Source organism: Enterobacter sp. RHBSTW-01064, assembly GCF_014103035.1.
In the GTDB taxonomy this organism is placed as follows: domain Bacteria; phylum Pseudomonadota; class Gammaproteobacteria; order Enterobacterales; family Enterobacteriaceae; genus Enterobacter; species Enterobacter mori.
Map to the genome: position 1 here is coordinate 109,089 of NZ_JABXOU010000001.1, position 18,766 is coordinate 127,854.

At 57.0% G+C, this 18,766-nt stretch carries 17 protein-coding genes and 1 pseudogene; 3 read left to right on the forward strand and 15 right to left on the reverse strand.

Annotated features, from left to right (window positions below):
• Nucleotides 1–31: 31 nt before the first annotated feature.
• The 11 genes and pseudogenes from pptA to HV355_RS00530 form a co-directional block, all read right to left on the reverse strand.
• Nucleotides 32–262: a tautomerase PptA gene (gene pptA / locus HV355_RS00475; RefSeq protein WP_010426149.1), complete on the reverse strand. Its 231-nt coding sequence runs from the start codon at nt 260–262 to the stop codon at nt 32–34.
• Nucleotides 263–299: 37 nt separating this feature from the next.
• Nucleotides 300–917, reverse strand: a complete 618-nt coding sequence (locus HV355_RS00480; protein WP_182400658.1) for a glutathione S-transferase family protein — start codon at nt 915–917, stop codon at nt 300–302.
• A gap of 41 nt (nt 918–958) precedes the next feature.
• Nucleotides 959–1,846 carry an ABC transporter substrate-binding protein gene (locus HV355_RS00485; protein WP_182400659.1) on the reverse strand — a complete coding sequence of 296 codons (888 nt, stop codon included), beginning with the start codon at nt 1,844–1,846 and terminating at the stop codon, nt 959–961.
• 9 nt (nt 1,847–1,855) lie between these two features.
• Nucleotides 1,856–2,629, reverse strand: coding sequence for an amino acid ABC transporter ATP-binding protein (locus HV355_RS00490; RefSeq protein ID WP_182400660.1), 774 nt, complete (start codon nt 2,627–2,629; stop codon nt 1,856–1,858).
• Complete coding sequence (locus HV355_RS00495; RefSeq protein ID WP_010431472.1) at nt 2,613–3,539, reverse strand: amino acid ABC transporter permease; 927 nt, start codon at nt 3,537–3,539, stop codon at nt 2,613–2,615. Before HV355_RS00495 ends, HV355_RS00490 begins: the two co-directional genes overlap by 17 nt.
• Before the next feature lie 9 nt (nt 3,540–3,548).
• Nucleotides 3,549–4,058 (reverse strand): GNAT family N-acetyltransferase, encoded by a 510-nt coding sequence (locus tag HV355_RS00500; protein WP_032656866.1) that lies wholly within the window; start codon nt 4,056–4,058, stop codon nt 3,549–3,551.
• Nucleotides 4,059–4,067: 9 nt separating this feature from the next.
• A pseudogene (locus tag HV355_RS24065) lies at nt 4,068–6,331 on the reverse strand (NtaA/DmoA family FMN-dependent monooxygenase).
• A 16-nt stretch (nt 6,332–6,347) separates the two neighbouring features.
• On the reverse strand, nt 6,348–7,469 hold the full coding sequence (locus HV355_RS00515; RefSeq protein WP_010431480.1) for an amidohydrolase: 1,122 nt from the start codon (nt 7,467–7,469) through the stop codon (nt 6,348–6,350).
• A complete protein-coding gene (locus tag HV355_RS00520) occupies nt 7,466–8,467 on the reverse strand; it encodes an LLM class flavin-dependent oxidoreductase (RefSeq protein WP_182400662.1) in 1,002 nt (333 codons plus the stop codon). The genes HV355_RS00515 and HV355_RS00520 overlap by 4 nt, the downstream gene beginning before the upstream one ends.
• 109 nt (nt 8,468–8,576) lie before the next feature.
• Nucleotides 8,577–9,116, reverse strand: coding sequence for an AAA family ATPase (locus tag HV355_RS00525; RefSeq protein WP_120158230.1), 540 nt, complete (start codon nt 9,114–9,116; stop codon nt 8,577–8,579).
• Nucleotides 9,117–9,189: 73 nt separating this feature from the next.
• Complete coding sequence (locus tag HV355_RS00530; protein WP_182401207.1) at nt 9,190–9,588, reverse strand: cupin domain-containing protein; 399 nt, start codon at nt 9,586–9,588, stop codon at nt 9,190–9,192.
• A gap of 113 nt (nt 9,589–9,701) precedes the next feature.
• Between HV355_RS00530 and HV355_RS00535 the strand changes: the two genes are divergently transcribed.
• Nucleotides 9,702–10,616, forward strand: a complete 915-nt coding sequence (locus tag HV355_RS00535) for a LysR family transcriptional regulator (protein WP_182400663.1) — start codon at nt 9,702–9,704, stop codon at nt 10,614–10,616.
• A gap of 304 nt (nt 10,617–10,920) precedes the next feature.
• Nucleotides 10,921–12,417 carry an L-asparagine permease gene (gene ansP, locus HV355_RS00540; protein ID WP_010431489.1) on the forward strand — a complete coding sequence of 499 codons (1,497 nt, stop codon included), beginning with the start codon at nt 10,921–10,923 and terminating at the stop codon, nt 12,415–12,417.
• 92 nt (nt 12,418–12,509) lie between these two features.
• Here the strand turns inward: ansP and HV355_RS00545 are convergent, their stop codons facing one another.
• Nucleotides 12,510–13,571: a YncE family protein gene (locus tag HV355_RS00545; protein ID WP_182400664.1), complete on the reverse strand. Its 1,062-nt coding sequence runs from the start codon at nt 13,569–13,571 to the stop codon at nt 12,510–12,512.
• 243 nt (nt 13,572–13,814) lie between these two features.
• On the opposite strand from HV355_RS00545, the gene pqqU reads away from it, so the two are divergent.
• The gene (gene pqqU / locus HV355_RS00550) at nt 13,815–15,929 is read left to right on the forward strand and encodes a TonB-dependent receptor PqqU (RefSeq protein ID WP_108417374.1); all 2,115 of its coding nucleotides are present in this window, start codon (nt 13,815–13,817) and stop codon (nt 15,927–15,929) included.
• Between the two features lie 121 nt (nt 15,930–16,050).
• On the opposite strand, the gene HV355_RS00555 is transcribed toward pqqU, so the two are convergent.
• From HV355_RS00555 to HV355_RS00565, 3 genes are all read right to left on the reverse strand, one after another.
• On the reverse strand, nt 16,051–16,719 hold the full coding sequence (locus HV355_RS00555; protein WP_108417373.1) for a GntR family transcriptional regulator: 669 nt from the start codon (nt 16,717–16,719) through the stop codon (nt 16,051–16,053).
• Nucleotides 16,720–16,972: 253 nt separating this feature from the next.
• The gene (locus tag HV355_RS00560; RefSeq protein ID WP_108417372.1) at nt 16,973–18,013 is read right to left on the reverse strand and encodes an NADP-dependent oxidoreductase; all 1,041 of its coding nucleotides are present in this window, start codon (nt 18,011–18,013) and stop codon (nt 16,973–16,975) included.
• 66 nt (nt 18,014–18,079) lie between these two features.
• On the reverse strand, nt 18,080–18,655 hold the full coding sequence (locus HV355_RS00565) for a helix-turn-helix domain-containing protein (protein ID WP_089600100.1): 576 nt from the start codon (nt 18,653–18,655) through the stop codon (nt 18,080–18,082).
• Between the last annotated feature and the right edge of the window lie 111 nt (nt 18,656–18,766).

An 18,766-nucleotide genomic window follows, 5' to 3' on the forward strand; every position in this document is an offset into this window, starting at 1 on the left:
CCGGGTAGCGTTCCCGCCTGCCCGGCAAACCTTACATCGAATACCCAGGCTTCTTGATCAGCTCGTCCAGTTTCGGTCCGATCTCGGTATCCCAGACCTGCGCTTTCCAGTCGGCTTCCTGAACTTCATTCAGCGCCACCGAAATGGAGCGGTCTTTGCTGTTCAGATGGCGCGTAATCACCTCGGCGATATCCGCCGCCAGAGCGTTTTTTTGTTCATCATTCAGATCGCGGGGAAAACATTTGATATCAACGTGTGGCATGTGCAGGCTTCCTGTTGTGGGTGAGCGTTCCACGTTATCAGATAATCTCGTTTGCCTTTAACACCTTGTGCAGTTCCGGCAGCGCACACACCGAATCTGCGATCGCGGTGATCTTTGGCGTGTTGGCCGCAAACCATTCGTGCCGTGGCCCCCAGGTGCGCGCGACCGCAATATAGACGTCGAGCAGCGTCAGCCGCTCCCCCAGCGCAAAAGGAGACGCGTTAAGTTGGCTATCGAACCACAGATAGAGTGATTTCCGGTACTCAATGCAGTTTTTCTGCAGCTGCTCCGGCACGTCGGGCACCCAGCGTTCCGGATAATCGGCATAGGTAAAGGTGGGATAAACGTTCGCCACAAACCAGATGAGCAAACGCTGAAACTGCTGGCGCTCGGCCTGGCCGACGGGCGGGGCAAGATCCGGGCAACGGTCAAGCACCATCAGGGCAATCGCCGCGGTTTCCGTCATGATGGCACCATTTTCAAGCTCAAGCGTCGGCACCTGACACAGCGGGTTGAGTTTTTGCAGCAGCTCACGCTGCGGGCCGGGCTGGTCAAACCCGTCCACGTTGATAAACTGATAAGGGATATCTGCCAGGGTTAGCATCACTTCGCTGATTGCCGAGCCCCAGCCGGGTACGCCATAGAGTTTAATCATGTTGCCCCCTCAGGGATGAAAACCCTAAGTGTAGAGCACCATTAATAGGTTATCCCAGGCGGGTTGACCTCTGATTGCGCCACCGCTTCGCCCTGTTCACCCCAGCGCGCCAGCACCTTCTGGTACTCCCCGCGCTTAATCGCACCGTCCAGCGCGGCCTGCAGCGCGTACACCAGCTCATTGCCCTTTTTCGTAGTGGTGGCTACAAACGCCTTCTTCGGCCCTAACCCAACGACGCGCGTTTTTCCGGTGAGCGCCGCTTTGTAGGCCGAGACTGACTGAGGCCCGAAGAACACGTCAGCCCTGCCGGACTGAATATAGAGATTGCCGGAGGCATCGTCCTGGAGATAGACCGGCAGCGCAGGCGTCCGCCCCGCCTTTTTGTTCTCTTCGTTCCAGCCCAGCAGTATGCGCTCCTGATTGGTACCCGAGCCGACAATCACCTTTTTCCCTGCCAGATCTTCCGCGCTTTTGATTGACTGGATCGCGCTGGTGGATTTCACCGAAAACGACAGCGAATCGACGCGGTAGGTGGCGAAATCAAACTTCTCTTTGCGCTGTTCGGTCACCGCAATGTTCACCAGCGCCACGTCGTAGCGCCCGGAGCTGATCCCCAGCGGCCAGTCTTCCCACGCCGTCGGCACCAGCTTCAGCTTTAGCCCCAGACTGCCCGCCAGCAGGCGAGCGATATCCGGGTCGCTGCCAATGCGCGTGCGGTTATCGCTTGCCAGCAGCGCCAGCGGCGGCGAATTGAGGGCTGAAATGGCCACCGTCAGCGTACCCGGTTCAACGAATTTGTAGTTCGCGGGGATCTTCGCCACCGCCTGCGGATCGCGCGTTACCGGCAGCGGCTGCTCGTTGGCTTTCACATCAATGCTGGCGTGGCTCACCGTCGTGAAGACCAGCCCCGCCAGAAGTCCATATTTCATCTGCGCTCCTTACAGCACTTTAGACAGAAACTGGCGCGTTCGCGCATGCGACGGACGGTTCAACACCTCGTCGCTACTGCCCTGCTCAACAATTTTCCCGTCAACCATAAACACCACCTGATCCGCGACTTCACGGGCAAAACCGATCTCGTGGGTGACGACCACCAGCGTGGTGCCGGATCGGGCGAGCTTTTTGATCACGTCCAGCACTTCGCCAACCAGTTCAGGGTCGAGCGCCGAGGTGGGCTCATCAAACAGCATCACGCGGGGGCGCAGCGCCAGCGCGCGGGCAATGGCGATACGCTGCTGCTGTCCGCCGGAAAGATGGCGCGACCAGGCATCGGCTTTATCCCGCAGCCCAACCACGTCCAGCAGGCTGTACGCCCTTTCCAGCGCCTCTTTTTTGCTGAGCTTTTTGTGGGCGATGGGCGCTTCAATCAGGTTTTCCAGCACCGTCAGATGCGGGAAGAGATTAAAGTTCTGGAACACGTAACCTACGTTGACGCGCTGTTTGAGGATCTCCTTCTCCTTCAGCTCGTAAAGCTTGTCGCCATGACGGCGATAGCCGATGTAATCCCCGTCAATCTGGATAAATCCTTCGTCAACGCGCTCCAGGTGGTTAATGGTGCGCAGCAGGGTTGATTTGCCGGAGCCGGACGGCCCAAGGATGACCGTCACGGACCCGGGCGGGATCTCAAGCGAAACGTTGTCGAGTGCCTTATGGCGGCCAAAAAACTTGCTGACGCCGGTAATCGAAATATGTCCTTCAGGAGAGGCTTGCATGAACGGGCTCCTGTGCTGGCGTGGAGGTAACGGAACGGACGCGGCGAGTGGCGCGGTTCTGATTGACGGCGGAGCGGCGTTCGCTGCGTGCCAGAGCGCGCTCAACAACATACTGAATGGCGGACAAGACGGTGGTAATGACCAGATACCAGGCAGCACCGACCATCAGCAGCGGGATCACCTCCTGCGTGCGGTTGTAGATCATCTGAATGGTATAGAACAGTTCCGGCATCGCCAGGACGTACACCATCGCCGTACCTTTGGCGAGACTGATGATTTCATTGAATCCCGACGGCAAGATGGTGCGCAGCGCCTGAGGCAGAATGATCCGCACCGTACGGCGCCAGGCCGGGAGACCCAGCGCGGCGGCCGCTTCATACTGACCGTGATCGACCCCAAGGAAGCCCCCGCGAATAATTTCGGCGGTATAGGCGCTCTGCACCAGCGTCAGCCCCACCACGGCGGTAGAGAACTGCCCCAGCACGTTGATGGTGTCGAAGCTGCCCCATGTGATACCGGTGAACGGCACGCCCAGAGAGAGCGTGTCGTAGAGATAGGAGAAGTTGTAGAGAATGATCAGCACCACAATCAGCGGCAGCGACCGAAACAGCCAGATATAGCCCCACGCCAGGCTGTTCAGCAGCCATGACGAGGACAGTCTCGCCAGCGCCAGCAGGCCGCCCAACACCACGCTCAGCGCGGTGCCGATCAGGGTCAGCAGCAGGGTCTGCCCTACGCCTTCGAGGATCACCGGGTCAAAGAACCAGCGGGCGAATACCGCCCACTCCCAGCGCGGGTTAAAGGCCACCGACTGAATCACGACGGCCAGGACAAACAGCGCCACCGCGGCGCCGACGGCCCGCAGCGGATATCGCGCCGGGACCACCTTAATGGTTTCAACGTTGCTCATCGTGGTTCCTCATGCGGTTTTACTGAACGCTTCGCGTACCAGCGTTTTAGTGAAGCGCAGCCGACCGTCAAACGGCGGCTGGCTGTACTCTTCCGGATCCCGGTTCAGATCGAACTGCGCCTGGTAGCCCTGGCTGAGATAGAGCCTGACCGCTTCCGGCTGGCGAAAACCGGTTGTCAGGTAGATTTGGCTATAGCCTGCCAGTACCGCCCGGCGCTCAAGCTCCTGCACCACGCGCCCGGCAAGCCCCTGTTGACGCAGGGTTTTGTCCGTCCAGATGCGTTTGATTTCCGCGGTGCGTTCGTCGAAAGGTTTGTACGCGCCGGTGGCGATAATCTTTCCGTCTCGCTCCAGTACGATAAACAGCCCCTGCGGCGCTAAATACCACTCGGTGAGTTCCACCTCCGCGTCTTTAGAGAAGTAGTCGCCGTAACGGGCGGCATATTCACCGAACAGCCCCTCAATGATGGGCTGGAGCTCGGCATCCTCCGGGGAAACGTCACGAAATCGTTCGCTCATGCAGCCTCCTTAATCGCCCAGGCCAGCCGGGTTCACTTCGGACTGAGGAATGCGCTCAACCCCTTCCCCCCAGCGGTTCAGCACTTTGTCGTAATCGCCGTTTTTGATCACGCCGTTCAGCGCGGTTTGCACTGGCTCAACCAGCCCGCTGCCTTTTTTCAGCGTCACGGCAATGTGCGCCGCCTTTGGCCAGCCGCCGTCGACGCTGCCCACCAGTTTAGTTTTCCCGTTCAGCGCCGCTTTCCACGCGCCAATCACGTTCGGACCAAAATAGGCGTCCGCGCGCCCGGACTGCAGCGCCAGCGTTTGTGCCGCATCGTCTTTGGTGTAGATCGGGGTAAAGGGCTTCAGCCCCTTCTTCAGGTTTTCGGCATTCCATGCCAGCAGGATGGCCTCCTGGTTGGTGCCGGAGCCAACGATAATCCGCAGCCCGGCGATGTCCTCCGCCTTCTCAAGCGACGCGATCGGGCTGGTTGATTTCACGTAGAACCCAAGGGAATCTTTTCGGTAGGTGGCAAAATCAAATTTCTCTTTGCGCTCTTTGGTCACGGTGATATTGCTGATGGCCGCATCGTATTTCCCGGAGGCCACGCCCAGCGGCCAGTCTTCCCAGGAGGTCGGCACCACGTTCAGCTCCAGTCCCAGGCTGTCAGCGACCAGACGGGCGACGTCCACTTCACTCCCCAGCAGCGTTTTGTTGTCATCGGAAAACACCGTCAGCGGCGGTTGATTGAGGCCCGCCACCGCAACGGTAAATTTCCCCGGCACGGCGAAGCGGTAATCTTTCGGCAGCTGTGCCACCGCATCGTTGTTTTTGGCGGTATTAACCGGCGTTTTATTGGCCTCGATGCTCACGCCGGTGCCGTTAATCTTCACATTCTCTGCCCAGACGGCAGGGGTAAAAGCCAGCGCAAGCGCCAGAATAAGCGATGTTTTCTGCATAGCGGGGTTCTCTTTTATTGTTGTGTGAATTGGTTTTTAGGTTCGTCTAAGCCAAGACTTTCGCGCAGCGTGGTGCCGGGATAGTCGGTCCGAAACAGTCCGCGCGCCTGTAAAACGGGCACCACCTGGTCAACAAAGCGCGGGAAGGTGTCCGGCGTACCGCCCTGAATGATGAATCCGTCCGCCGCATGGCCTTCGAACCAGGCCTGAAGCCCGTCAGCTACCTCTTCCGGCGTGCCGGAAAAGCGCGGGCGCGGTGATGCAGCTTCAAGGGCCACCTGACGCAGGGTTAAGTTACGCTGTGCAGCATTACGCTTAATTTCATCGGTGGTGCTGCGGAAGCTGTTTTTGCCTAAGTCGCCGATATCCGGGAACGGCTCGTCGAGCGGATACTGGCTGAAGTCGTGATGTTCGAAGTAGCGTCCGAGGTAATTGAGGGCATCGTTAATCGACACCAGCGCCGCCGTGGTTTGATACTGGTTTTCCACGTCATCGGCGTCTTTACCCACAATGACGCTGACGCCCTGGAATATATGCAAATCAGACGCGCGGCGTCCGTTAATTTCCAGCTGCTGCTTCACGTCGCGATAAAAGGCTTTCGCTTCGTCGAAGGTTTCATGATGCGTAAAAATGGCGTCGGCATGTTTCGCCGCCAGTTTTTTCCCGTCGTCCGACGCGCCCGCCTGAAAGACAATCGGTCGCCCTTGTGGCGTTCGACCAATATTCAGCGGACCGGCGACCTGGAAGAAATCACCGTGGTGGTCCAGGGTATGCAATTTTGCCGAATCAAAGAATTGGCCACTCTCTTTATTGCGCACAAAGGCGTCGCCCTCCCAGGAATCCCACAGCCCTTTCACGACGTCGAGATACTCGTCCGCAATGCGATAGCGCAGCGCATGCTCGGGATGCTTTTCACGGGAAAAATTCTTCGCTGAGCCTTCCAGCGGCGAGGTCACTACGTTCCAGCCCGCGCGTCCGTTACTCAGGTGATCGAGGCTGGCAAACTGACGTGCCACGGTAAAAGGCTCGCTGTAGGAGGTGGATAAGGTTCCCACCAGGCCAAGGCGTGAGGTAATACTCGCCAGCGCGGATAATACCGTTAGCGGTTCAAAGCGATTTAAAAAATGCGGGATCGATTTCTCGTTAATATAGAGACCGTCGGCCACGAATAAGAAATCGAGTTTGCCCGCCTCCGCTTTTAGCGCCGTCTCTTTAACAAAATCAAAATTGATGCTGGCATCCGCGATTGCCGCAGGATGACGCCAGGCTGACATATTTCCGGATGCACCATGCAAAATGGTCCCCAGCCGCAGTTGACGATGTGCAGACATATTCACCTCAAATAAATTAAACGTGTTGCAGGGCTTTTTCCGCAAGCTGTGCAAAATAGCGGGCAGCGGGTTCAATGAGGGCCTCATCCGGATTAAAGGACGGGTGGTGTAAACCAAACGGGCTGTTGCTGCCAATGCTGACAAACGCGCCAGGAATAGACTGCAGATAGACCGCAAAATCCTCCCCGCCCATGTGCAGCTCCGCGTGCTGGGTTTCGTACCCTGACTCTCTGGCAACAGAGGTGGCGAAATCGGCCCAACGTTCGTCGTTCACCAGCGCGGTCGGTCCGGCATACCAGGTGATGTCGATCTGCGCACTGAAGGCGCTGGCAAACCCGGCGGCGATTTCCCCGACGCGGGCCTTCACGTTTTGCTGCACTTCCGTGCGATGGGTGCGCAGCGTGCCTTCCAGCTCCACGCTTTCCGGCAGGACGTTCCAGGTGTTGCCTCCGGCAATGCGCGTTACGCTCAACACCACCGAATCCAGCGTGTTAACGTTGCGGCTGGCAACGCTTTGCAGCGCCGTCACCAGCTGGCTCGCCAGCACAATGGCATCGTTGCCTTCGTGTGGACGTGCGGCGTGCGCACCCTTGCCGGTAATGCGGATCACGAAGCGGTCAACGTTGGCATAAAACGGCCCGCCGCGAGTGGCAAACTCGCCTACCGGCAGCCCCGGCTCGTTATGCATACCGAAGATGGCGCTAACGTCACGCAGGGCACCGGCCCGCACCATGCTTTTTGCGCCGCCAAAGTTTTCTTCCGCAGGCTGGAACAGGATCCGCACCCGCCCGTCGAGCGACGCTTCACGCTCTTTCAGCTTCAGCGCCGCGCCGAGGATCACGCTGGTGTGGATGTCGTGTCCGCAGGCATGCATCACCCCCGCACGCTGCGAGCTAAACGGCACGCCGCTGCGCTCCTCTATCGGCAGCGCATCAATGTCTGCGCGCAGCGCAATCAGCTTATTACCCGTCCCGATTTCCGCCACCAGCCCGGTTGTCAGGTCATACGGCAGCGGCGTAATGCCAGCATTCGTCAGCCACTGGCGCAGGCGTGCAGTCGTTTCGACCTCCTGTCCGGAGAGTTCCGGATTCTGGTGCAGCTCACGACGCCAGGCAATCAGTTGTTCGCCAAAACTCATACGGTGACCTCCTTGTTGAGACGCGCTTCGCCAAGCAGACGCAGCGACGCGACGCGCGTTGTCCCCTCCGCAACCGGCGTGTCGATGATAAATTCGTCAATGCCCCACTGCTCGTGCAGGGTGTTCAGTTGTTCAAGCACCGAGTCAGCCGTGCCCGCCAGCAGGGACTGCGCCCGGCGGGCAATACGCACCGGCTCGCTGCCGGCCTGACGCGCAAAGGCGTAGGCCTGTTCTTCGCTGGCGACGGTCACGCGCTGGCCGTTTGCCAGCTCAACGCCCCATACTTCGACCTTCTGCGCCAGCGCGTCGGCCTGCTCCTGCGACTCCGCCACAATGGCCTGCACTGCAACAATCACATCGCGGGTGCTGTTCTGACGCCAGGTTGACACCACCTCTCGCAGCAGTTCCGGATCGCCGTTCAGATGAGCGGCAAAAACAAAGTGCCAGTCAAGTGATGCGGCGAGCAGCGCGCTTTCAGTACTGGCTCCCAGCAGGAACCCCTGCGCAGGCACCGACGGCAGCGGCGTGGCGCGAACGGCCTCCTCCGCCGACTGATTTTCAGGGCGGATCCAGCCGTCCAGCTGCGTCAGCTGTTCAGCAAAGCTGCCTTTTTCCTGCGGATGTAAACCGAGCTGCAGTGCGCGGGTAGAGAGCGGGAGACCGCCGGGGGCTTTCCCGACGCCCAGATCCACGCGGCCCGGTGCCAGCGCGGCCAGAAGATTAAAGTTTTCTGCGACCTTATAGGGGCTGTAGTGCTGAAGCATGACGCCGCCCGACCCCACGCGAATGCGCGTTGTTTGCCCGAGGATCCAGGCAATCAGCAGTTCCGGCGAGGGGCTGGCGAGCTGAGGGGTGTTGTGGTGTTCGGCAATCCAGAAGCGGTGATAACCCAGCGTTTCCGCCTGCTGCGCCAGTGTTAAGGTACGTGCCAGCGCATCGGCGGCGGTTTCGTGTTCTGCGACGGGGCTTTTATCCAGAATGCTGATTCGCCATGACATGTTGCGTTCTCGTTTGACTTAACATGTCGTCATTATTAAAGGCGCGATTAACCTCTGAGAAACAATTAATTTACATTTAGTTTGCCGGAAATCAGATATGTAAACCCTGCTAACGGTGTGATTTAAGCGATGAAATCAGCGCCTCCGCCTCCTGCCGACGGGTGATGCGGACAAAACGAATGTGGGCATATTGCGGATTTTGCATATCGGCTTCGTAGCGTTCGCGATTGCTGCGCCAGGTTTTGAGGGTCCATATGATGATGGACTCCCGACTAAAAAACGAGCGGCGGAAGCTTTCACGGTTTCCGGTGCCGGGCCACAGTTCCTGCTGGTGCCATGCACGTTTAAACGCACGCGTCACCGCCTGCCAGAGCGTGAGGAGGAACCCGCAGTCCACCCACACCACCAGATCTACCTCGCGCCACTTCACGGGACGAGTGCGGTTGTAGTTACCGTCGAGCACCCAGCCGGGCGTGGCGGCCAGCGTCTCCGCCAGCGTTTTCAGCAGCACCTCGTCGGGCGTTCCCTGCCAGTCAGGACGCCAGTACAGCCTGTCCATCTCAATGTACGGGAGTGACAATTCCGTTGCGATGCGCCGGGCAAGCGTGCTTTTACCACTCCCGCTGGTGCCGATAATATTGATTTTCACCGTTCCGCCTGACTATGCTGAAAAAAAGGATCGCATCATATCCCTTTCTTTTTGTCACCGAAACGCTCAATGGCTAATCATTCGGGTACTGCACGTCACTCACTTTCTCCAGCCACTCAACCGGACTGCCGTTTACCGCTTCGGCGATGGCAATATGAGTCATCGCCGTTTGCGCACACGCGCCGTGCCAGTGCTTGACGCCCGGCGGGATCCACGCGATGTCGCCCTGGTTAAGCGGCTCCGCCACTTTACCCCACTCCTGCAGCCAGCCGCGCCCCTGGGTGACAATCAGCGTTTGCCCAAGCGGATGAGTGTGCCAGGCGGTACGCGCGCCCGGCTCGAAGGTCACCGTGGCCCCGCCTACTTTTGCCGGTTCTGTCGCCTGGAACGGTGCATCAATGCGCACGGTGCCGGTGAACCAGGCGTCTGGCCCCTTAACTGACGGTAATGAACCGCTGCGGATAATTTTCATCATGTACTCCTCGTTGACTGTTGCGTTAACAGTAGCGCAAAGCCATCCGCAGCATTAGAGTGCATAATCAGAACGGAAACATGAACTGAATTCATAAATGAGGGCTAGCCGCCATGTTAAAAGACAATTTCAACGATCTGCTCTCGTTTATGGTCGTCACTCGCGAGCGCAGCTTTACACGAGCCGCGGCACAGCTGGGCGTCTCGCAGTCGGCACTGAGCCATGCAATGCGCAATCTTGAAGCCCGACTCGGCGTTCGCCTGTTGACCCGAACCACCCGTAGCGTGGCTCCTACCGAGGCCGGCGAGCAGCTTTTTATCCGCTTACATCCCCACCTGATGGAGATCGAACAGGAGCTAACGGCGCTGCGCGATACGCGCGACAGGCCTGCGGGGAATATCCGTATTACCGCGGGTGAACATGCCATGGAGAGCGTACTTTGGCCGGTGTTAAAACCCTTTATGGCGCAATACCCGGATATTAACGTTGAAGTGACGGTGGATAACGGCCTGACCGATATTGTTGATGGGCGTTTCGACGCGGGCGTGCGCCTGGGTGAACAGGTGGCGAAAGATATGGTGGCGGTGAGGATCGCGCCGGACATGCGCATGGCCGTCGTCGCGTCCGAAGATTATCTGGAGCGCTTTGGCGTGCCGGAAACCCCGGAGCAGCTTGCGACGCACCGCTGCATCAATATGCGCCTGCCCACTCTTGGGGGATTATATGCCTGGGAATTTGAACGCGACGGGCGCGGTTTTAGCGTGCGAGTTGAAGGACAGCTTACGTTGAACAGCCTGCCGCAGCGTATCGATGCCGCCGAGAATGGTTTCGGTTTGGCCTACGTGCCGGAAACGTCGATCAGTAAGGCCGTGTCAGAAAGACGGTTAGTTCAGGTCCTCGATGCCTGGTGTCCGACCTTTGAAGGATATCACCTTTATTATCCCAGTCGTCGCCAGCATGCGCACGCTTTCAAGCTGCTGCTGGATGCCCTGCGTCAGCCTTCAGCGATACCTACAGGTAATTATTAAGCAAACCTGATGATTAAAGCACCGCTTCAACGCGCGTTTTGTCTAAAAACTCGCCACGTTTCAGCGCGTTGTGATCCCCGTCTGCTCTGACCACACGATTTCCTTCGACGTGCATCACTTTCGGCACGGTTATATTTTGCGTCGCTTATCAATTGCGGGTAGGATGCCACGCCATGTTTCGCCTTATCCATACACAGAATGACTGGAAAGGCAGCATGTGTTTGCGCAGAAGCAATCGTTTGTATTGCGTTCTGCCAGGCAGGACTATCACGATAATGGTTCAGACAGGCAAACAGGTAACTCAATGAAAACAAGCAATAAAAGCGCAGCCGATCATCACGCTGCGAAACGTCGCTGGTTGAACTCCCACGAAGAGGGCTACCACAAAGCGATGGGCAACCGTCAGGTTCAAATGATCGCCATCGGCGGCGCTATCGGTACAGGTCTGTTTTTAGGTGCTGGCGCACGTCTGCAAATGGCGGGCCCTGCACTTGCACTGGTCTATCTGGTGTGCGGGATCTTCTCGTTCTTCATCCTTCGTGCCCTGGGCGAACTGGTACTGCACCGCCCGTCCAGCGGCAGTTTTGTCTCCTACGCTCGCGAGTTCCTCGGTGAAAAAGCCGCCTACGTGGCAGGCTGGATGTACTTCGTCAACTGGGCGATGACCGGTATCGTCGACATCACCGCCGTTGCGCTGTACATGCACTACTGGGGCGCGTTTGGCGATGTGCCGCAGTGGGTCTTTGCGCTCGGCGCGCTGGCGATTGTCGGCACCATGAACATGATCGGCGTGAAGTGGTTCGCCGAGATGGAGTTCTGGTTTGCGCTGGTAAAAGTGCTGGCCATCGTGGTGTTCCTGGTGGTCGGTACGGTGTTCCTCGGCAGCGGTAAACCGCTGGACGGCAATGCCACCGGCTTCCACCTGATAACCGATAACGGCGGCTTCTTCCCCCACGGCCTGCTGCCTGCGCTGGTGCTGGTTCAGGGCGTGGTGTTTGCTTTTGCTTCCATTGAGCTCGTCGGTACCGCGGCGGGTGAATGTAAAGACCCGCAGACGATGGTGCCAAAAGCCATCAACAGCGTGATCTGGCGTATCGGCCTGTTCTACGTCGGCTCCGTGGTGCTGCTGGTTCTGCTGCTGCCGTGGAACGCCTATCAGGCAGGTCAGAGCCCGTTCGTGACCTTCTTCTCTAAGCTGGGTGTCCCTTATGTGGGCAGCATCATGAACATCGTGGTACTGACCGCCGCGCTCTCCAGCCTGAACTCTGGCCTGTATTCCACTGGCCGTATTCTGCGCTCCATGTCGATGGGCGGTTCAGCGCCGAAGTTCATGTCGAAGATGAGCAAGCAGCAGGTTCCTTATGCGGGGATTCTGGCGACGCTGGTGGTTTACGTCTTTGGCGTGTTCCTGAACTATCTGGTGCCGTCCCGCGTATTTGAGATCGTTCTGAACGTGGCCGCGCTGGGCATTATCGCCTCCTGGGCCTTTATTGTGGTCTGCCAGATGCGTCTGCGCAAAGCGATCAAAGAAGGCAAAGCGGCTGATGTGAGCTTCAAGATGCCGGGCGCACCGGTGACCTCCTGGCTCACCCTGCTGTTCCTGTTCAGCGTGCTGGTGCTGATGGCGTTTGACTACCCGAACGGTACTTACACCATCGCGACGATCCCACTGCTGGCGGTTCTGCTGATTGCTGGCTGGTTCGGCGTGCGTAAGCGCGTTCACGAGATCCACAGCACCGCGCCGGTTCATCACGACGATGAAAAGCACGACGCACCGCTGGTAGAAGAAACCTCGCGTTAATAAAAAAGCCGGGTGGCGGCTTCGCCTTACCCGGCCTACATATCAAGAATTTGTAGGCCCGGTAAGCGCAGCGCCACCGGGCAATTCCCCCATCAGAGTGCAATACGAATCACGTCGTCAGGCTGGGTTGCTTCCTGCTGACGGGTCGATTTCTGTTTCACCGTCACATACAGCGTTTTACCATCGGCAGAGAGTGCCAGGCTGTTCGGGTAAACCGGCGTATCGAACGTTTTGGTCACCTTGTAGGTTTTCGCGTCAATCACGCTCACCTTGCCCGCTTCTCGGTGCGTCACGTAGACTTCATTGCGCGTTGGGTTAAACAGGACGGCCAGTGATTCAGGCGCGGCGATCTTCTCCATCACGCTGCCGTCTTTCAGGCTCACCACCAGCACTTCCGGCTGTTTTGAATCGGTCAAGAACGCGCGCTGACCGGCGATGTCCAGACTCAGGTTAAGGTAGAAATGCTCTTTACCGTCGTCCTGCACTTTTTTACGGCTGATGATTTTGTGGGTGTCCGTGTCAATCGTCAGCAGTTCGCCGTCCGCATTCGTGGTGTAGAGACGTTTCGCCTGCGCATCCAGCGCCAGGCCGGTGCTGTAGGTGCCGGTATTCGCGATAGTGTCCTTCAGCTTCAGGGTTGCGCCGTCCACGACCCAAATCACGCTCTCTTTGCCTACCCCGGTGATGTAAACGGTGTTGCTCGCGTCGTCCGCCACCAGCTGGCGCGGCTGCAACGGTTTGACCGTTTCGCTGCGTTTACGATCGTCGAGTACCAGACGCCCTTTCACGTCCCCCGTTTTGGCATCAATGGCCGTCACCGCACCGTTGATGGTGTTACCCAACCACAGCGTCTGGGTGGCGTTATTGAAGGTTGCCCCGAACGGTTTGAGATCGCTATGGATCGCTTGCGTCACGTCCAGCGTGACCGGGTCAAGGCGGTAAACGACGCCGCCTTTATCGGTCTTACGGCTTTGTGATGTCGCCACCCACAGCGCGTTCTCCTGCTGGCTCAACGCCATCTCATAAGCCCCTTTGCCGACCGCTTTACGCAGCATCTCTTCTGCAGCATGAGCCTGGAACGTACCGGCGAATAATAATGAGCCTAACAGCAGAGAACCGCGCAGGCGCGGCGAGCACAGATGACGTAAAGACATAACAATTCCTTTTTTTGAAGAATAAGTGTACTGCTGACATCGCTTCCAACCGGCAGCGTCATCGCGCCACCTTTATGATAATGAGAATAGTAATCATTAATTCTATAAATGTGGAGTTTTTCTTCCCTTCTCTCCTTTCATTAACGCAATGTGCGGTTATAGTTTTCAAAACATTTACAAAAGATTTAACATGTATGCACATGTTCCATTTGGTTCGTTTCTTCACCTTAACTGGTTTACTTCATGAAAATCATCACCGCCCGTAAGGCAACTCTCCCGCTGCTGCTGGTTCCTGTTATCCTGGCGCCCCTTGAGGCGATAGGCGCGGACGAGCAGACCATGATCGTCAGCGCCACGCCGCAGACCGTCTCTGAACTGGATACACCCGCCGCGGTCAGCGTGGTCAATGGCGACGATATGCGTCAGGCAGCGCCACGGATTAACTTGTCTGAATCTCTCGGTAGCGTGCCGGGGCTGCAAATTCAGAATCGCCAGAACTATGCGCAGGATCTGCAGATTTCAATGCGTGGCTTTGGCGCCCGCTCTACCTTCGGCGTGCGCGGCATTCGCATGTACGTGGACGGTATTCCCGCGACCATGCCGGACGGACAGGGTCAGACCTCGAACATCGATCTCACCAGCGTGGATAGCGTGGAAGTGCTGCGCGGCCCCTTCTCTGCCCTTTACGGCAACGCCTCTGGTGGCGTCATTAACATTAATACGCAGACCGGCCAGCAGCCGCCGACCATTGAGGCCAGCAGCTATTACGGCAGTTACGGCACCTGGCGCTACGGCATGAAAGCCACCGGTGCGATGGGCGACGGTACGCATGCGGGCGATGTGGATTACACCGTTTCGACCACCCGCTTCACCACCCATGGCTATCGCGACCACAGCGGCGCGCGTAAGAACCTCGCCAACGCGAAGCTGGGCGTGCGTATTGATGACGTAAGCAAGCTGACGCTGATTTTCAACAGCGTGGACATGAAAGCCAACGATCCGGGCGGTCTTGATTATCAGGAGTGGCGTGACAACCCGCGTCAGTCACCGCGCGGCGACCAGTACAACACCCGCAAAACTATCAAGCAGACCCAGGCCGGGCTGCGCTATGACCGTCAGCTGAGCGAGCAGGACGATCTCAGCGTGATGATGTACGCCGGTGAGCGTGAAATGACGCAGTATCAGTCCATTCCGTATCAGCCACAGTTGAGGCCAACCCATTCCGGTGGCGTGATTGACATGCAGCGTCACTATCAGGGCGTAGATACCCGCTGGACGCACCGGGGCGAGCTGCTGGTTCCTGTCACCTTTACTACCGGGCTGAACTACGAAAATCTGAGTGAAGATCGTCGCGGGTACGAGAACTTTGTCATGAACAACGGCGTGCCGGATTACGGTGTAAAAGGCGATAAGCGTCGTGACGAACGTAACCTGATGTGGAACCTTGATCCTTACCTGCAAACCAGCTGGCAGTTAACGCAAAAACTCTCTGTCGATGCGGGTGTCCGTTACAGCTCCGTCTGGTTTGATTCCAACGACCACTACGTTACGCCCGGCAACGGCGATGACAGCGGCGATGCGAGCTACCATAAATGGCTCCCGGCGGGCTCGGTGAAATACGCCGTGACCGACGCGTGGAATCTCTATGCCGCCGCAGGACGTGGATTTGAAACGCCGACCATTAATGAACTCTCCTATCGTCCTGATAACCAGGGTGGGCTGAACATTGGCCTGAAGCCGTCCACCAACAACACCTATGAAGTGGGCAGCAAAACCCGTATCGGCAATGGCCTGCTGACGGCAGCGCTGTTCCGCACCGATACGGATGACGAGATTGTGGTGGATTCCAGCTCCGGAGGCCGAACCAGCTATAAAAATGCCGGTAAAACCCGTCGTCAGGGGGTGGAAGTTTCCCTCGACCAGCAGTTTGCGGAAAACTGGAAGCTGAAAATGGCGTGGACCTACCTTGATGCCACCTACCGTACCAACGTATGCGGGGATGATAACTGCAACGGCAACCGTATGCCGGGTATTGCCCGCAACATGGGCTTCGCATCGTTTGGCTGGCAGCCAGAAGAAGGCTGGTATGCTGGGACAGACGTGCGCTACATGAGCGACATCATGGCCGACGACGAAAACACGGCCAAAGCGCCGTCTTATACGGTTGTCGGACTCAATACCGGGTATAAATTCAACTACGGTAACTGGGGAATGGATCTCTTTGGTCGCGTCGATAACCTGTTCGATAAAGAGTACGCGGGCTCGGTGATTGTCAACGAGTCCAACGGGCGTTATTACGAACCTGCTCCGGGCCGCAACTACGGCGTAGGACTGTCGGTCTCTTATCGCTTCGAGTAAGGATACGCGACGACCCTCTTCTCTTTTTTATATTTTAACTCCTGTTGGCTAATTGCCAGCAGGAGTTATTCATCAAAAGAATAAATAGAGGTGATTAATAGTCGCGCGCTAAAATAATCTCTCAGTTGAAATATTGTCGCTGTAGCAAATCGTTTGCTTCATCAATCAGCTTATCTATTGCTTTCTTACTCCCTTCAACATCCCTTCTTTCCAGGGCTGCAAGTAAATCTGCGTAATGATAGGTTGACGCCCTGATATCATTCAGCTCCCGGTGGAGATAGTTAATGCAGGGACCAATGCGCACCCACAACTGCTCGATGAGCGCGCTGAGCGTTGGCATCTCCGCGTACTGATACAGCGTAAAGCGGAAAACACGGTTTGCGTATAACGCCTGCTGGACGTTGCCGTTAGACATGGCGTCATGAAAGGCCCCAGACAGCTTGTGCAGCGTTTCCAGCTTGCTCTCGGTCATGTGCTGACAGGCTGCCGCTACCGCCATTGGCTCCAGCTGTTTTCTGATGGCATTTATCTCGTTATAGCGATCTAACGTTACCTCCGGCACCAGGAAGGCCTGCGCCGGCGTGGCATGCAGCGCCCCCGCCGATACCAGACGTAAAAGTGCCTCGCGAACCGGGGTGATACTGGTGCCTAATTTATCGGCGATCTCTTTCGTAATCAGTCGAGCGCCAGGTTTAAGTGAGCCTGTAATTAACGCCCCTTTTAAACTGATCTCAACTTGCATGGTTAGACTGACTCTTTGCGCTTTTTCTAAATGATCCAAATCAAGCATGTTCAATTCCTGTAGCTAATACTTAACGCTATTTTTAAGCGTCGCTTTTTATAACGACGCTGGTTCGATATATCCTGTATCGTCATGCCTGGTGGTGGGAAGTGCGTATAAACGCAAAAAAAAATACATACAATCTGTTTTTATCGCGCTCTGGCCTTCTATGCTGATGACGCTGGCGCGGTGCCGATATAATTAAAGACAATATATCGTATCTTCACAAATAAATATGGCGGGTTTCCCGCCATATTTTCGTTTATTTATTGTCCGCCGCAACGCGAATCACGACTTTGCCGAAGTTTTTGCCTTCAAGCAGCCCAATCAACGCCTCGGGTGCGTTTTCGAGTCCGTCAGTAACCTGTTCGCGATAGTGGATTTTACCTTCCTGTACCCAACGCCCCATCTCGTCCTGGAACTCTTTAATACGGTGTCCGTAGTCCTGGCCGATGATAAAGCCCTGCATGCGAATGCGTTTCTTCAGCAGGGTTGCCATCAACAGCGGCAAACGATCCGGGCCGTCCGGCAGGCGGGTTGCGTTGTAGCCGCTGACCAGCCCACATACCGGCACGCGCGCGGCGGTATTCAGTAGCGGCAGTACGGCATCAAAGACTTTCCCGCCAACGTTTTCATAATAAACATCTATTCCCTGCGGGCAGGCTGTTGCCAGCTGCGCGTCAAAATCCGCAGCATGGTGATCCAGGCACTGGTCGAATCCCAATACCTCGACAGCATGGCGGCATTTTTCAGCACCACCTGCGATACCGATAACCCGGCAGCCTTTAATCTTGCCAATTTGCCCAACCGTTGCCCCAACCGGCCCGGTCGCCGCAGCCACCACCAGCGTTTCACCGGCTTTTGGCTGACCGATATCCAGCAGGCCCATATAGGCGGTAAAGCCCGGCATCCCGAGCACACCAAGCGCCCATGAAGGGTGCGAAGGGTTTTCTCCCAGCTTGACCAGGCCGCTGCCGTCCGAGAGTTCATACTCCTGCCAGCCGCTATAGCCCAGCACCCATTCACCCGGTTTGAAATCCGGGTGGTTCGACTGCTCAACCCGGCTTACCGTACCGCCCACCATTACCGCGCCAATCTCAACGGGCGGCGAATAGGAAGGCGCATCGCTCATGCGACCGCGCATATACGGGTCCAGCGAGAGCCACACTGTGCGTAATAGCACCTGTCCCTCTGCCAGAGCGGGCAGCGGCTGTTCTTCTAAACGGAAGTTATTCACCACTGGCGCGCCGTGTGGGCGCGAGGCCAAAAGCCAGCGACGGTTTCGCGTGGAAGATTGACTCATAAATCACTCCTTTCTCGTGCAAATGTCTCTTGAGACTCGTCCCTTATCTGGCATGATGCTTTGACATTACGAGCCAGACTGATTGAGGCGGACAACCAGATAAATGCAGGCTTCATCGGTCTCATTAATAAACCGACAGTCATTGGGCGGCCCCAGTTCGAGACAATCTCCGGCCTTCATTTCATGCCGGGTATCCCCTTCCTGAAACACCAGCTCGCCAGACTGCAGCCAGATCAGCTGACGTGCCAGCGCGTAAGACGATGCGGGCATCGGCACATCGCTGCCGGGGGGAAGTTCCACCTGCACGAGATCGATAGGCAAATCGGTGCGCGGCGACACATGACGCCGCACGTAATGCGTTTGCGGATCGCGCCAGACCGGTTGATTCGCCAGGCGCAGGAGTTTGCCCTCCTGCATTTCCGCACGCGCGATTAACGTGGACATGCTAATGCCAAAAGCACCCGATAACCGGGCGAGCAGCGTCGCCGTAGGGCTACTGTCCCCACGCTCTATCTTATGGATCATCGCGCGCGATACGCCTGCCCGTTCGGCCAGCTCGCTCAGGGACCAGCCTCGCGACTCGCGTTCGATACGAATACGCGCGCTAATCCGTTGATTCATATTGTCTGTCATAGTATTCATCACGTCATACTATAGTGTATGAACAGTATTTCAATGGCAGTTTTTATAACAAAAAAATAGGGTTTATACCGTAGCCGTAAGACGGCACTTTTGTGTACTATTGTGACATCA

Excerpts from the sequence above, each read along its gene's own strand:
- pptA (WP_010426149.1), bottom strand. The coding sequence starts at position 262 with ATGCCACACGTTGATATCAAATGTTTTCCCCGCGATCTGAATGATGAA.
- HV355_RS00480 (WP_182400658.1), bottom strand. The coding sequence starts at position 917 with ATGATTAAACTCTATGGCGTACCCGGCTGGGGCTCGGCAATCAGCGAA.
- HV355_RS00485 (WP_182400659.1), bottom strand. The coding sequence starts at position 1,846 with ATGAAATATGGACTTCTGGCGGGGCTGGTCTTCACGACGGTGAGCCAC.
- HV355_RS00490 (WP_182400660.1), bottom strand. The coding sequence starts at position 2,629 with ATGCAAGCCTCTCCTGAAGGACATATTTCGATTACCGGCGTCAGCAAG.
- HV355_RS00495 (WP_010431472.1), bottom strand. The coding sequence starts at position 3,539 with ATGAGCAACGTTGAAACCATTAAGGTGGTCCCGGCGCGATATCCGCTG.
- HV355_RS00500 (WP_032656866.1), bottom strand. The coding sequence starts at position 4,058 with ATGAGCGAACGATTTCGTGACGTTTCCCCGGAGGATGCCGAGCTCCAG.
- HV355_RS00515 (WP_010431480.1), bottom strand. The coding sequence starts at position 7,469 with ATGAGTTTTGGCGAACAACTGATTGCCTGGCGTCGTGAGCTGCACCAG.
- HV355_RS00520 (WP_182400662.1), bottom strand. The coding sequence starts at position 8,467 with ATGTCATGGCGAATCAGCATTCTGGATAAAAGCCCCGTCGCAGAACAC.
- HV355_RS00530 (WP_182401207.1), bottom strand. The coding sequence starts at position 9,588 with ATGAAAATTATCCGCAGCGGTTCATTACCGTCAGTTAAGGGGCCAGAC.
- HV355_RS00535 (WP_182400663.1), top strand. The coding sequence starts at position 9,702 with ATGTTAAAAGACAATTTCAACGATCTGCTCTCGTTTATGGTCGTCACT.
- ansP (WP_010431489.1), top strand. The coding sequence starts at position 10,921 with ATGAAAACAAGCAATAAAAGCGCAGCCGATCATCACGCTGCGAAACGT.
- HV355_RS00545 (WP_182400664.1), bottom strand. The coding sequence starts at position 13,571 with ATGTCTTTACGTCATCTGTGCTCGCCGCGCCTGCGCGGTTCTCTGCTG.
- pqqU (WP_108417374.1), top strand. The coding sequence starts at position 13,815 with ATGAAAATCATCACCGCCCGTAAGGCAACTCTCCCGCTGCTGCTGGTT.
- HV355_RS00555 (WP_108417373.1), bottom strand. The coding sequence starts at position 16,719 with ATGCTTGATTTGGATCATTTAGAAAAAGCGCAAAGAGTCAGTCTAACC.
- HV355_RS00560 (WP_108417372.1), bottom strand. The coding sequence starts at position 18,013 with ATGAGTCAATCTTCCACGCGAAACCGTCGCTGGCTTTTGGCCTCGCGC.
- HV355_RS00565 (WP_089600100.1), bottom strand. The coding sequence starts at position 18,655 with ATGAATACTATGACAGACAATATGAATCAACGGATTAGCGCGCGTATT.